The sequence below is a fragment of the Pseudomonas sp. YH-1 genome (assembly GCF_051990045.1).
Classification (GTDB): domain Bacteria; phylum Pseudomonadota; class Gammaproteobacteria; order Pseudomonadales; family Pseudomonadaceae; genus Pseudomonas; species Pseudomonas nicosulfuronedens.
This window is the reverse complement of the sequence record NZ_CP178184.1, coordinates 6369785-6383488: the sequence shown is the minus strand read 5'-3', so window position 1 is coordinate 6383488 and position 13704 is coordinate 6369785. Positions and strand designations below refer to the sequence as shown.

Here is a 13704-nt window from a genome sequence, read left to right as displayed (position 1 = left end):
TGGCCTGTTTCGCGGGTAATGGCGCGTGGCCATTGTTTGCGGGGGGATGGCGTACGGTCGTCCCAGCGGGTCCGGCGGGAGAAACGAGAGGCTCTAGGAAGGGGATGCGTCACCGGAGGTAACGCCCGATTGAAAAACGCTGGAAACAAAAAAGGCGAAGCCGGGTGGCTTCGCCTTTTTGTGGTGCAGCAAGCGATCAGTGCTTGCGCGGAACCGGCTTGAGCAGCTCGGTGGGTGGCATTTCGCAGTTGATCTTGCGGCCCAGCAGCTCCTCGATCGGCGGCAGGGCGAAGGCATCGTCCTCGCCGGCAAAGCTGATGGAGGTACCGGTGGTGCCGGCGCGGCCGGTACGGCCGATGCGGTGCACATAGTCGTCCGGGTCTTCGGGCAGGGTGAAGTTGATCACGTGGCTGATGCCGTCGACGTGGATGCCACGGCCGGCGACGTCGGTGGCGACCAGGACGCGGATCTTGCCTTCACGGAAGCCTTCCAGGACCTTGATGCGCTTGTGCTGCGGTACGTCGCCGGACATCTGGGCGGCGCTGATGCCGTCCTTGGTCAGGCGTTCCTCGATGCGGCGCACCTCGTCCTTGCGATTGGCAAAGACCATCACGCGGGTCCAGTCGTTCTGCGCGATCAGGTTGTACAGCAGCTTGTACTTGTCGCTGCCGGCGACGGCGTAGACGTGCTGCTCGACGGTATCGCTGGCGACGTTTTCCGGCTCGATCTCGACAATGGCCGGGTCGACGGTCCACTGCTTGGCCAGGTTCATCACGTCGTCGGTGAAGGTGGCGGAGAACAGCAGGGTCTGGCGTTCGCCCTTGTACGGGGTCTGGCGGATGATCTGGCGGACCTGGGGAATGAAGCCCATGTCGAGCATGCGGTCGGCTTCGTCCAGCACCATCACCTCGACCATGTCCAGGTGCACCTCGCCGCGCTGGTTGAAGTCCAGCAGGCGGCCGGGGGTGGCGACCAGGATGTCGCAGAAGCGCGATTCCAGGGTGCGCAGCTGCTTGTCGAAGTCCATGCCGCCGACGAAGCTCATGACATTCAGGCCGGTGTACTTGGCCAGGCCAATGGCGTCGTTGGCGATCTGCACCACCAGCTCGCGGGTCGGCGCGATGATCAGCGCGCGCGGCTCGCCCATGTAGCGCTCTTTCGGCGGCGGGGTCTGCAGCAGCTGGGTGATGATCGAGATGAGGAACGCGGCGGTCTTGCCGGTGCCGGTCTGGGCACGGCCGATGGCGTCCTGACCACGCAGGGTGAAGCCCAGTACCTGCGCCTGGATCGGCGTGCAGTAGGGGAAGCCCAGGTCATGGATGGCGTGCATCAGACGCGGGTCGAGGTTGAAATCATGGAAGCGCGTCTTGCCTTCGGCCGGCTCGACCACGAAGTCTTCCAGCTTCCAGTTGTCCACCACCGGCGGGCGCGGCTTGCGCTCGCGGCGCGGTTTCGGCTCGCGGGGCTTGTCGGCGCCCTCGGCCTTGGCATGCTCGTGTTTCGGAGCGTGCTCGCGTTTTTCGCCGCGTTCGCCTTTCTCGGAACGCTCGGCGCGGGGTTTGTCGCTCTTGGGACCACGGGCCGGCTTCGCGGCGGCATCGGCGGTCTCGGCCGCTTCGCGGGGCGGGCGCGGGTTACGGGGTTTGCGCGGACGCTTTTCGCCGCTCTGGGCGGGCTCGGAGGCAGCGGGAGCGGGGGCTGCCGGCGTGGTGACGGGCTGCTCGCCATCACCCTTGCTGAAGATTTTCTTGAGTGCTTTGAGCACGGTGGTCTCGTACTGGTTAAGGAATGAACGGCCGCCAGTGTAATGCAAGATGCCCGCAGGGCGAAGTGCCACGGGCATCCTGCCTATTGACTTGGCCTACGGAAGGCTCTCCAGCAGCAGCCTGCGCACGTTGCCGCCCATGATGGCGGCGATGTCCTGCTCGTTGAAACCGGCCTTGGCCAGGCCCTGGGTCAATTGCGCGAGACCGGTGGTGTCGAAGGGCGCATTCACCGCGCCGTCGAAGTCCGAACCCAGTGCCACGTGCTCGACGCCCACCTTGTCGGCGGCGTAGCGCATCGCCTTGACGATGGCATCCACCGACGTCTCGCAGACCGCGCCGTCCCAGTAGCCGATACCGATCACACCGCCGGTGTTGGCGATGCCGCGCAGGTGCGCATCAGTGAGGTTGCGCGGGCCGGGGCAGGTACCGGCGACGCCGGTGTGGGAAACGATCACCGGGCGTCTGGCGATCGCCAGCACATCGTCGATCAGCGGACGCGAGGCGTGGGCCAGGTCGATCAGCATCTTCTTGTCTTCCAGACGCGGGATGACCTGGCGGCCGAACTCGGTCAGCCCACCTTTCTTCAGGCCGTGGGCAGAGCCGCCGACTTCGTTGTCGAAGAAGTGGGTCAGGCCCATGATGCGAAAGCCCGCGTCGGACATGCGGTCGATGTTCTCCAGCTTGCCTTCGAGTGGGTGCAGGCCCTCGGTGGCCAGCACGGCGGCGAGCCGCTTCGGGTCTTTCTGCCAGGCGGCGAGGTAGCGGGTGAGATCGTCGCGGCTACGCACCAGGGTGAGCTTGCCCTGGCTGCCGGCGGCGGCCTTGTCCAGCAGTTCGCCCTGGTAGAGCGCGCGTTCGAGCAGGCTGTTCCAGGTGCGGGCCGGCCAGCGCTGGGCGATGACCAGCGGGGTGATGTTGTCGCTGTCGGCGCTGTTGCTTTCGTAGTTCAGGCCACGCGGCGTCTTGGTGACGGTGGAGAACACCTGCAGGCCGACATGGCCTTCGAGCAGGCGCGGCAGGTCGGTGTGGCCGTGGTTGTGGCGATCGAGCAGGTCGCGGTCCCAGAGCAGGGCGTCATCGTGCAGGTCGGCGACGAACAGGGTCTGGTGCAGCGCCTGGGCCTCGGGCGAGGCAGGGTAGGGTGGCGGGCTGGCCACGGTGTTCATCTTGCGATCCATGTAGCCCGGCAGGTTGAAGAAGATCCCCAGGCCAACGGCCAGCAGGACGAGCAGGATGATCAGCAGTTTGCGCATGTCAGCTTCCCAGCTTTGTTATTGGTTTTCTTGCTGGGGCGCAATCTAACAGAAGGGCGGATGAAGGACAGCGAGGCTCATCCGCAGAGGCAGTTGCGGCCCTTCTGCTTGGCCTGGTAGAGGGCACCGTCGGCGCGCAGGATCAGGCTTGGCAGGTTTTCCTGGATGTCCATCTCGGCCAGGCCCAGGGACACGGTGACGCCGGGCAGCACGCCCACCGGCGAGTAGAAGGAGGCAACCTGCTCCAGGCTCTGGCGCAGGCGGTCGCCGATGCGTCGGGCTTCCTCGATGGCGATTTCCGGCAGGAGGATGACGAACTCTTCGCCGCCGTAGCGCGCCATGCTGTCCTTGGGCCGCAACTGGCTGCGCAGGGTGTGGGCGACCAGGCAGAGCGCGTAGTCGCCGGCCAGGTGACCGTGCTCGTCGTTGTAGTTCTTGAAGTGGTCGACATCCAGCATGAGCATGCACATGGGCTGTTCGTTGAAGGCGCAGCGCGTGCTCTCGCGGTCGTAGATGTGCTCCAGCCAGCGCCGGTTGAACAGTCCGGTGAGGGTGTCGAGGTTGGCGTTCTGCTCGGTGTCGAGAATGATCCGGTTGCCCTCGCGGACCCGTTCGCAGAGGACCGAGAGGAGATTCTGCATGACCTGCGGGGAGTGCTCGAACAGGCCGATCAGCGCTTCGCGATGCAGGCGCAGTACGGTGGTCGGTTCGCTGGCGACGACGTAGGCCGAGGGATGGTCGCTGTCGATGAAGCTGATTTCGCCGGCGCAGTCACCCGGATGCAGGGTGCTGACCGGCTGGTTGTCCAAGGAGCCCAGGTACACCGTCAGGTGCCCGGAGAGGACCATATAAAGGAAGTGATTGCGGTTGAAGGGCGACAGCAGGATTTCCCCGCGCTCCAGTTCACAGGCGCGGAAGTCCTTCAGCAATTGCTCCAGGTGACCCGCGGCCACGTTCTGGAACAGGCGCAGATGCTGGAGTTGGCGTATGTCTTCGTTCCACTGCGCGGCTTTCATGGCGCAGCGGAAGTCGGGTGGCGACTGATGATGTGCACGACTGACTCTCCCTGTAGTCCTCTTCGCACATTGAGCCATCAGTATTAGTCAGATTTGACTACTGGCAATTCGCAGCCAGACCCGGCCGACCGGCGGTCGGCCGGGTGTTTCATCAGCTTTCCAGCAGCTCCACGTGCACTGCATAGCCCCCCAGGCGGTCGGTCAGTGCAGCGCGTGAGTCTAGGTCGAGGCCGCCGACGAAAAGACGCGCTTTCTGACCCACGCGGTCATCGGCGATCACCTCGATGCGCGGGGGAGGAGACAGGTGGCGGGTTTCGTCCTCGAACACGCGACGAATGGCATCCAGACGCAGTGCCGGCTTGAAGGTCTTGCCCACCGCGGTGACCGGGATGGCGTCCAGCAGCCAGACGTCCTTGGGCACTGCGGCACGCTCAGGCACATGGCGGGCGGCGTGCTCCAGCAGTTCTGCTTCGCTCGCCTGCATGCCCGGCTTGAGCTGGATGTACACCACCGGCAACTCGCCGGCCTTCAGGCACGGCTTGCCCACGGCGGCGGCCATGGCCACGGCGGGGTGGCGGTGCAGGGCTTCCTCGATCATCTGCGGGTCGATGTTGTGCCCACCGCGGATGATCAGGTCCTTGCTGCGGCCGGTGAGCCAGATGTAGCCGTCGACGTCGATGCGGCCCAGGTCGCCAGTGTTGAACCAGTCGCCGTCGACCCAGATGTCCTTGTTCTTGCTGGCCTGCAGGTAGCCCTTGAACACGGTGGGGCCGCGCAGGCAGATGTTGCCGATTTCGTCCACGGCAGCGTCGCGCAGGTACTGGCCGTCGCCATCGAGGATCACCGACTTCAGCTCGCAGTAGGGCAGGCGCAGGCCGATGGAGCCCGGTCGGCGCTCGCCGCCGCGTGGGTTGCAGCTGGTGCCGCAGGTGCCTTCGGTCATGCCGTAGCCTTCGATGATCTTCAGGCCGGTCTTGGCTTCGAACTGGCGGATCAGCTCCACCGGCATCGGCGCCGCACCGCACAGGGCGAAGCGCAGGCTGGCGAGGTCGCGGCCTTCGCTGGGAACCTGCAGGAGAGCGGCGTAGATGGTCGGCACGCCGCTGAAGCTGGTGACCTTGTAGCGCTCCACCAGCTTCCAGAAGTCCTGGATCAGTGTTGGGTTGCGGTAGCCCTGGGGGCCGGCCAGCAGCACTTCGCCGCCGCGCATGAAGGGGGCGAGGCCGGTGACCATCACGCCGTTGACGTGGAACAGCGGCAGGCCGCAGAGCAGTACGTCGTGGCCGTCGTAGTCGGCGTTCAGACCCATGATCTCGGCCATCGCCACTTCGTTGAAATGGCTGTGCGGTGCAAGCTTGGGCGTGCCGGTGGTGCCGCCGGTGTGGAAGTAGGAAGCGACTTCGTCCGGGCCGATGATCCGGCCGCTCTCCAGGTGGTCGTCCGGGCACTGGGCGAGCAGTTCGTCGAAGTCCAGCACGCCCTCGGGCAGAGCGCCGCGGGCGGCCTGGATTGCCGAACGCTGAGGTTCGGGCAGCAGGTTGGCGATGTCGACGGTGACGATGGCGTTCAGTTCCGGCAGGTACTCGCGCAGCCCGGCGATCTTGTCCCACAGATCTGTGCCGGGGAAGGGCGCCAACGTGACGAGAACGCGAGAGTCGGCGGCGCGTACTAGTTCGGCGATGTGCTCGGGGTCGAGCAGCGGGTTGATCGCATTGACGATCCCCGCGGCTTCGCCGCCCCAGATCACATAGTGGGTCTGCGGCAGGTTGGGAAGCAGGAACGACACCGAAGTGCCCGGCCTGACGCCCAGGCGGTGGAAGGCGTTGGCAGCCTGGGTGACGCGGGCGAACAGCTCCGCGTAGCTCACCTGGACCGGTTCCTCGGCCGCCGAGCCCTGCATCAGGAAACTCAGGGCGGTAGAGGGGCCGAACTGCTGCGCCGAGCGGCGCAGCAGTTCATAGGTGTTGGGCGGCAGGTCGCGGTCTTGCAGCGGGATCTGTTCCAGTGCTTCGACGTCACGCAGGCAACTGATCGGGGCGTTCATGCTTCTTCTTGTTCTCCGCAGGGTCAGGGGATCACAGGCGCTCCCGCAGCCAGGCGCCAATATCGCCAAGCTCTTCGTTGCTCACTTCATGGCTCATCGGGTAGGTGCGCCATTGGGCGGGCACCTCGTTGGCCTGCAGGAAGTCGTACGCGGCGCGGCCCATGGCGGGCAGCACCACGTCATCGAAAGTGCCATGCAGGCAGAGCGCGGACAGTTGTCTTTTTGTAGCCGGCAGGCTTATGCCTTCGCTGAATGTCGGGCCATAGGTGGAGAGCGCCATGACGCCGCCCAGTTCGCCGTCCCAACGCAGGTAACCGGTATGCAGCACCACCGCGCCGCCCTGGGAGAAGCCGGCGAGGATGATGCGTTTGGCCGCGATGCCCTGGTCGATCTGCCCCTGGATCAGCGCGATCACGCTGTCGGCCGAGGCTTCCAGCTGGGCTTCGTCGATGGCGCGGGCCGGTGCCATGGCGAGGATGTCGTACCAACTGGGCGCAGGCATGCCGTTGAACACCGTCACTGGGCGGGTCGGCGCCTGGGGCAGGATGAAGCGCGTCGACGTGAAGCTGCGCTGCAGCATCTGTGCTACCGGTTCGAAGTCGTAACGGTCGGCACCCAGGCCGTGCAACCAAATGACGCAGGAGTCGACGCTCTGGCTGGGTTCGAGGATCAGGGGCTGGGTCATGGAAGCTCCAGGATGGGGCAGGCGCTCTAGGAAGGGGCGCTGCGTGGGAGAAAGGGTGGAGGGGCGATGCAAGAAGATGTCGCATGGCCATAACTTGTGGGACTTGACTGCACAAAATCGTAGGAAGGTTCCTGGGCTGGTACGCCCCTTGCTATCGCTACTGTCAGGCTGTGCGACCCCACTTCCGGTAACACTCTACCGACCCCATCCGGAAAGCTGTACCGGAAGTGGCGCCGCGAAAGCCTTGGGCTGCTTCAGGGCCCGCCGCGCCGGCTGCGGTCAACAGCCAGTGTGGCGGGCCTTCGCCTTCACGCAATGATCCCTTGATGACCCGTTCCAGCGCGCAAGACCTGTGCGCTCGAAGGTGTGTTCGCGGCTTCTGAAAGGTTTTTCGCAGGCCGTCTAGACTCACTTTCAGGTCTCCATCCCGTTTGTTGTCTTGCTGGTGCCTCACGAGGGTACGGCGGTGGAACCGGGACTCCAAAACACTAAAAAAGCAACGGAGAAGATCGATGAAGATGGTGAAATCCACCCTGGCAGTGCTGACCACCGCCGCCGTGTTCGGCATCAGCGGCCTCGCGCATGCTGGCGCCACCCTGGATGCTGTGAAGAAGAAAGGCTACGTGCAGTGCGGTATCAGTGACGGTCTTCCCGGCTTCTCGTATGCCGACGCCAAGGGCCAGTACAAGGGCATCGACGTGGATGTCTGCCGCGCTGTGGCGGCGGCTGTGTTCGGCGACGCGAGCAAGGTCAAGTACAGCCCGCTGACCGCCAAGGAGCGCTTCACCGCGCTGCAATCCGGCGAGATCGACATTCTCTCGCGCAACACGACCTGGACCAGCTCCCGCGACAGCGCCATGGGCCTGAACTTCGTCGGCGTGACCTACTACGATGGCCAGGGCTTCCTGGTGAACAAGAAGCTCGGCGTCTCCAGCGCCAAGGAGCTCGATGGCGCCACTGTGTGCATCCAGGCCGGCACCACCACCGAGCTCAACCTGTCCGACTACTTCCGCTCCAACAACCTCAAGTACACCCCCATCACCTACGACACCTCCGACGAGAGTGCCAAGTCGCTGGAGTCCGGTCGTTGCGACGTGCTGACCTCCGACCAGTCGCAGCTCTACGCCCAGCGTATCAAGCTGGCCGCGCCGGACGAGTACGTGGTGCTGCCCGAAGTGATCTCCAAGGAGCCCCTCGGCCCGGCCGTGCGCCAAGGTGACGAGGAGTGGTTCGACATCGCCCGCTGGACGCTGTTCGCCATGCTCAACGCCGAAGAACTGGGCATCAACTCGAAGAACGTCGAGGAGCAGGCCAAGAGCACCAAGAACCCGGACGTCGCGCGTCTGCTCGGCGCCGAGGGTGACTACGGCAAGGACCTCAAGCTGCCCAAGGACTGGGCGGTGCAGATCGTCAAGCAAGTGGGTAACTACGGCGAGATCTTCGACCGCAACGTCGGCGACGCCAGCGACCTGAAGATCAAGCGCGGCCTCAACGCCCAGTGGAACAAGGGTGGTCTGCAGTACGCACCGCCGGTGCGCTGACCTGACCCGTTCCGGCGCCCGGAGTGTGGGCGCCGGACTGTTTCGAACGACGTGAAGCCTCCAGGTGGTCACGGGCTTGGCCCGTGATCGCCCGGGGCGCTTCCGAGAGGGCTTACATGCAGAATTCCGTCAAGGCCCAGCGTCCGCGGGGGGTATCGCTCAACGATCCCGTCGTGCGCGGCTGGGCATTCCAGATCCTCGCCGTCGTCTTCGTCGTGGCGGTCGGCTGGTTCCTCTTCGACAACACCCAGACCAACCTCGCCCATCGCGGCATCCAGTCCGGTTTCGGTTTCCTCGACCACAGCGCCGGCTTCGGTATCTCCCAGCACCTGATCGACTACAGCGAAAGCGACACCTACGGTCGGGTGTTCATGGTCGGCCTGCTGAACACGTTGCTGGTCACGGTGATCGGCATCGTCTTTGCCACCATCCTGGGCTTCATCCTTGGCGTGGCGCGGTTGTCACCCAACTGGCTGATCCGCAAGCTGGCGACCCTGTACATCGAGACCTTCCGCAACATCCCGCCGCTGCTGCAGATCTTCTTCTGGTACTTCGCCGTCCTCGGTCCGCTGCCGAACCCGCGGCAGAGCATCAGCTTCGGCGACCTGTTCTTCGTCAACAACCGCGGCCTGCAAATGCCCGCGCCGATCGCCGCCGACGGCCTCGGCCCGTTCATCGTCGCGGTGATCCTGGCGCTCGTCGGTTGGACGGTTATCTGGAAGTGGGCCAAGGCCCGTCGCCATGCCACCGGCAAGGCCTTTCCGGTATTCCTCAGCGGCCTGGCGTTGCTGGTCGTGCTGCCGGGCATGGTGTCGCTGGTGGCCGGGGCGCCGTTCCACTGGGACGTGCCGGTGCTGCAGGGCTTCAACTTCCGCGGTGGCTGGGTAGTGATCCCGGAGTTGGTGTCCATTGTCCTCGCGCTGTCGGTCTACACCGCTGCCTTCATCGGCGAGACGGTGCGCGCCGGCATCCAGGCGGTCAGCCATGGTCAGACCGAGGCTGCCGGCTCCCTGGGCCTGCGTCCGGGGCAGACCCTGCGCCTGGTGATCATCCCCCAAGCGCTGCGGGTGATCATCCCGCCGCTCACCAGCCAGTACCTGAACCTGGCGAAGAACTCCTCGCTGGCCGCCGCCATCGGCTATCCGGACATGGTCTCGCTGTTCGCCGGCACGGTGCTCAACCAGACCGGCCAGGCCATCGAGACCATGGCCATCACCATGAGCGTGTACCTGGCCATCAGCATCAGCATTTCGCTGCTGATGAACTGGTACAACAAGCACATCGCGCTGGTCGAGCGGTAGGGGGCACTTCATGACAACTCATACCTTCAAGCCCGACCTGCCGCCACCCGCAATGAGTGTGGGCGTGCTCGCCTGGTTGCGCGCGAACCTGTTCTCCAGCTGGTTCAACACCCTGCTGACGCTGGTCGGCCTCTACCTGGTCTGGCTGATCCTGCCGCCGCTGCTGGAGTGGGCGATCATCAAGGCCGACTGGACCGGCTCCACTCGTGCCGATTGCTCGCGGGAGGGGGCCTGCTGGGTGTTCATCGGTTCGCGCTTCGGCCAGTTCATGTACGGCTTCTACCCCGAGGAGCTGCGCTGGCGCGTGGACCTCACCGTGCTGTTCGTGGTGTTCGGTGCGGCGCCGCTGTTCCTCAAGCGCTTCGCGTACAAGGTGAAGTACGGCCTGGGCTTCCTGGTGGCGCTGCCAATCGTGGCCTACTGGCTGCTGCACGGCGGCTTCCTCGGCCTGGAGACCGTGCCGACCAGCGCCTGGGGCGGCCTGATGCTCACCGTGGTGATCGCTGCGGTCGGCATCTGCGGGGCGATGCCGCTGGGCATCCTGCTGGCGCTCGGGCGGCGTTCGAAGATGCCGGCAATCAAGGTCATCTGCGTCACCACCATCGAGTTCTGGCGTGGCGTACCGCTGATCACCGTGCTGTTCATGTCCTCGGTGATGCTGCCGCTGTTCCTGCCCGAGGGCATGAACCTGGACAAGCTGCTGCGCGCGATGGTGATGGTGGTGCTGTTCGAGGCCGCCTACATCGCCGAGGTGGTGCGCGGGGGCATGCAGGCTATCCCGAAGGGGCAGTACGAAGCCGCGGCGGCCATGGGCCTGGGCTACTGGCGGACCATGGGGCTGGTGATCCTGCCGCAGGCGCTCAAGCTGGTGATCCCCGGCATCGTCAACACCTTCATCGCGCTGTTCAAGGACACCAGCCTGGTGATCATCATCGGCCTGTTCGACTTCCTGAACAGCATCAAGCGCGCCACTGCGGACCCGGCCTGGCTGGGCATGGCCACCGAGGGCTACGTGTTCGCCGCGGTCGTCTACTGGATTTTCTGTTTCGGCATGTCCCGCTACTCCATGCACCTGGAGCACAAGCTGGACACCGGCCACAAGCGTTAGGAGTTCATCATGTCTGAAGCCACCAACAAGACCGCACAGCCGGCCATCGGCGATCACGTGATGATCACCATGAAGGGTGTGAACAAGTGGTACGGCCAGTTCCACGTGCTCAAGGACATCAACCTGGAGGTCAAGCAGGGCGAGCGCATCGTGCTCTGCGGGCCGTCCGGCTCGGGCAAGTCCACTACCATCCGCTGCATCAATCGCCTGGAGGAGCACCAGCAGGGCAGCATCGTGGTCGACGGCACCGAGCTGACCAACGACCTCAAGCAGATCGAGGCGATCCGCAGCGAAGTCGGCATGGTGTTCCAGCACTTCAACCTGTTCCCGCACCTGACCGTGCTGCAGAACTGCATCCTGGCGCCCATGTGGGTGCGCAAGATGCCCAAGCGCCAGGCCGAGGAAGTTGCCATGCATTACCTGGAGCGCGTACGTATCCCGGAGCAGGCCAACAAGTTCCCCGGTCAGCTCTCCGGCGGCCAGCAGCAGCGCGTGGCGATTGCCCGTGCGCTGTGCATGAAACCGAAGATCATGCTGTTCGACGAACCCACCTCGGCGCTCGACCCGGAAATGGTCAAGGAAGTGCTCGACACCATGATCGGCCTGGCGCAGAGCGGCATGACCATGCTCTGCGTGACCCACGAGATGGGCTTTGCCCGCACCGTGGCGAACCGGGTGATCTTCATGGACAAGGGTGAGATCGTCGAGCAGGCGCCGCCGGACCAGTTCTTCGACAATCCGCAGTCGGACCGCACCAAGCTGTTCCTCAGCCAGATCCTGCACTGACAGAGGGCTCTTCGTAGGAGCGAGCTTGCTCGCGAACGAGTTTCCCAGCCGCAACAGTGTTGGGCGGTTCGCGAGCAAGCTCGCTCCTACAAGGATTTGGCGTCTTTTCCTGTATTACAGGACTGACCCCGTCACGCTCGTCCCCCGCGATGGCAAGCCCAGGCCGCAACGGCGTATGCTGCCGATTCCACCGCAACAAGGTGTGCATCGGGAAACCGGCTGAACTCGGCCGCCCCATCGGTGTTCCCATGTGCAGTGGTTTGCCAGGGATGGGCTACCGTTTGAGGTAGCTCCCCTGCATCCGCCGTCCAAAGGAAGAGAGCCGACGTGAACCTGATCCTATCGCCATTGAACCTCAGCAAAGCCAAGGCCTGGGGCGCCCACGCGGTGACCTCCAGCGGTGTCATCCTCGCGCTGCTCGCGCTGCTCGCGCTGGTCGACAACAAGCCTCAGGCCTGTCTCCTGTGGCTGGGGGCAGCCCTGCTGGTGGATGGCCTGGATGGCACGCTGGCGCGCAAGTTCGACGTCAAGGCGGTACTGCCGCACTTCGATGGCTCGACCCTGGACCTGGTGATCGACTACCTCACGTACGTCTTCATCCCCGCGATCTTCATCTACCGCTATGTGCCGTTGCCGTTGCACACAGAGTTGCTGGCGGTGGGGGTGATCCTGGTGTCCTCGCTGTTCTGCTTCTGCAACGTCAACATGAAGAGCAAGGACAACTACTTCGTCGGCTTCCCGGCCGCCTGGAACGTGGTGGCGGTGTACTTCTTCGTGCTCGACCTGCATCCCTGGGTGAGCTTCGTCACCGTGCTGGTGCTGGCCGCGCTGACCCTGACCCGCATGAAGTTCCTGCACCCCTTCCGCGTGCGCCAGTTCATGCCGCTGAACATCGCCGTGACCTTCATCTGGATGCTCAGCAGCGCGCTGCTGATCCTCCAGCATCCGGTCGACCAGCCCTGGCTGCTCGGCCTGTGGTTCGCGGCTTCGGCCTACTTCGTCGGCGTTTGCGTGTGGCGCACGGCGATGGAGTGGTTCCACTGATCGGGGAGTCGCAACTTCCTTCCGCGTAGGATGGTGTGGAGCGAAGCGATACCCATCGATTGCGCGGCAATGGTCAGCATGGGTATCGCAAGCTCCACCCATCCTATGGGCTGGCAGAGGTTGCTTACGCCTGCCGCCCCATCAGTCTCTGCCGGAAAGCCCCCGGCGTCTCCCCGCACACCTGCTTGAACAAGCGCGCGAAGCTTGCCCGGTCGGCATAGCCGACATCGCTGGCGATGCGCTCCAGCGAACGTCCCGGATCACCCAGCGCCTCCTGCGCCGAAGCGATGCGCAGGCGCTGCACGTAGTCGTTAGGCGACATCCCTACCTGCTCACGGAAGCGCCGCAACAGCGTGCGCGTAGAGCAGTGCACGCGCTGCGCCAGGCTGGCGAGGTCGAAGGGCTGCGCGTAGTTGTCCTCCAGCCAGGCCAGCAGCGGCTCCAGTGGCGAGCCAGCGGGCAGCGGGTCGGGCAGCAGCGGGGTAAAGCGTCGCTGGCGGCCGCGCCCGTGCTCGAACACCAGGGTCGCCGCCGCGCGTCGCGCCAGTGCCGCACCGGCATGCCGCTCGATCAGGTACAGGCACAGGTCCAGCCCGGCTTGCGCACCGCCGGAACAGAGCCGGCCCTGGTCGTCGGTGCACAGGGCATCGATGTCCAGCCGCACCTGGGGATAGCGTTCGCGGAAGGTCGCTTCCAGCGCCCAGTGCGTAGTCGCCCGGCGGTCGTCCAGCACGCCGGCTTCGGCCAGCAGGAAGGCGCTGCTGCACAGGCTGCCCAACTGCACGCTGGCGGGGGCGTGGCGTAACCAGGCGAGCAGTGGCTGATTGGCGGAGAAGGTGGTGTCGATATCCGCGCCGGTCGCAGGGATCAACAGCAGGTCGCAGCGCGCGGCGAGGTCGAGCCCGCCTTCCACTTCCACGCGGCCGAAGGGCAACGCCACTGGCGCGCCGTCGGCGCTGACCCTCAGCACCTCGAAGCGTCGCTCGCCGGCCAGGCGGTTGGCGAGGTGGAAACTGTCCATGGCCAGGCCAAGGCTGGAACACAGGGTTTGCGGGCAGACGAACAGGGCTATCCTGAACATGGCGTCTCGCTTCTTGTCTGGCGATTAGGATGGCGCTATTGATCATAATGTTGTCGATATTGCCAATCGTGTCCAGTCG

General features: G+C 64.8%; 11 protein-coding genes. 5 read left to right on the top strand and 6 right to left on the bottom strand.

Annotated elements, in window-relative coordinates; genetic code table 11:
- Positions 1-196: 196 nt before the first annotated feature.
- The 5 genes from rhlB to ACKI1H_RS29580 all read right to left on the bottom strand — a co-directional run bounded on the left by rhlB (position 197) and on the right by ACKI1H_RS29580 (position 6764).
- Positions 197-1765: an ATP-dependent RNA helicase RhlB gene (gene rhlB, locus ACKI1H_RS29600; protein ID WP_138526407.1), complete on the bottom strand. Its 1569-nt coding sequence runs from the start codon at positions 1763-1765 to the stop codon at positions 197-199.
- 96 nt (positions 1766-1861) lie between these two features.
- Positions 1862-3019, bottom strand: coding sequence for a dipeptidase (locus tag ACKI1H_RS29595; protein WP_440467181.1), 1158 nt, complete (start codon positions 3017-3019; stop codon positions 1862-1864).
- Positions 3020-3096: 77 nt separating this feature from the next.
- Positions 3097-4035, bottom strand: a complete 939-nt coding sequence (locus ACKI1H_RS29590; protein WP_138526405.1) for a GGDEF domain-containing protein — start codon at positions 4033-4035, stop codon at positions 3097-3099.
- A gap of 151 nt (positions 4036-4186) precedes the next feature.
- Positions 4187-6079 (bottom strand): acyl-CoA synthetase, encoded by a 1893-nt coding sequence (locus ACKI1H_RS29585; protein WP_440467180.1) that lies wholly within the window; start codon positions 6077-6079, stop codon positions 4187-4189.
- A gap of 31 nt (positions 6080-6110) precedes the next feature.
- On the bottom strand, positions 6111-6764 hold the full coding sequence (locus ACKI1H_RS29580; protein ID WP_088419537.1) for an alpha/beta hydrolase: 654 nt from the start codon (positions 6762-6764) through the stop codon (positions 6111-6113).
- A gap of 512 nt (positions 6765-7276) precedes the next feature.
- Between ACKI1H_RS29580 and ACKI1H_RS29575 the strand changes: the two genes are divergently transcribed.
- The 5 genes from ACKI1H_RS29575 (at position 7277) to pcsA (ending at position 12544) form a co-directional block, all read left to right on the top strand.
- Positions 7277-8305, top strand: a complete 1029-nt coding sequence (locus tag ACKI1H_RS29575; RefSeq protein ID WP_138526402.1) for an amino acid ABC transporter substrate-binding protein — start codon at positions 7277-7279, stop codon at positions 8303-8305.
- A 116-nt stretch (positions 8306-8421) separates the two neighbouring features.
- The gene (locus tag ACKI1H_RS29570) at positions 8422-9606 is read left to right on the top strand and encodes an amino acid ABC transporter permease (protein WP_440467179.1); all 1185 of its coding nucleotides are present in this window, start codon (positions 8422-8424) and stop codon (positions 9604-9606) included.
- 10 nt (positions 9607-9616) lie between these two features.
- Positions 9617-10714, top strand: coding sequence for an amino acid ABC transporter permease (locus ACKI1H_RS29565; RefSeq protein WP_138526400.1), 1098 nt, complete (start codon positions 9617-9619; stop codon positions 10712-10714).
- 9 nt (positions 10715-10723) lie between these two features.
- Positions 10724-11500, top strand: coding sequence for an amino acid ABC transporter ATP-binding protein (locus ACKI1H_RS29560; RefSeq protein WP_024767156.1), 777 nt, complete (start codon positions 10724-10726; stop codon positions 11498-11500).
- A gap of 327 nt (positions 11501-11827) precedes the next feature.
- Positions 11828-12544 (top strand): phosphatidylcholine synthase, encoded by a 717-nt coding sequence (gene pcsA / locus ACKI1H_RS29555; RefSeq protein WP_138526399.1) that lies wholly within the window; start codon positions 11828-11830, stop codon positions 12542-12544.
- A 124-nt stretch (positions 12545-12668) separates the two neighbouring features.
- Here the strand turns inward: pcsA and ACKI1H_RS29550 are convergent, their stop codons facing one another.
- Positions 12669-13625 carry a GlxA family transcriptional regulator gene (locus ACKI1H_RS29550; RefSeq protein WP_138526398.1) on the bottom strand — a complete coding sequence of 319 codons (957 nt, stop codon included), beginning with the start codon at positions 13623-13625 and terminating at the stop codon, positions 12669-12671.
- Between the last annotated feature and the right edge of the window lie 79 nt (positions 13626-13704).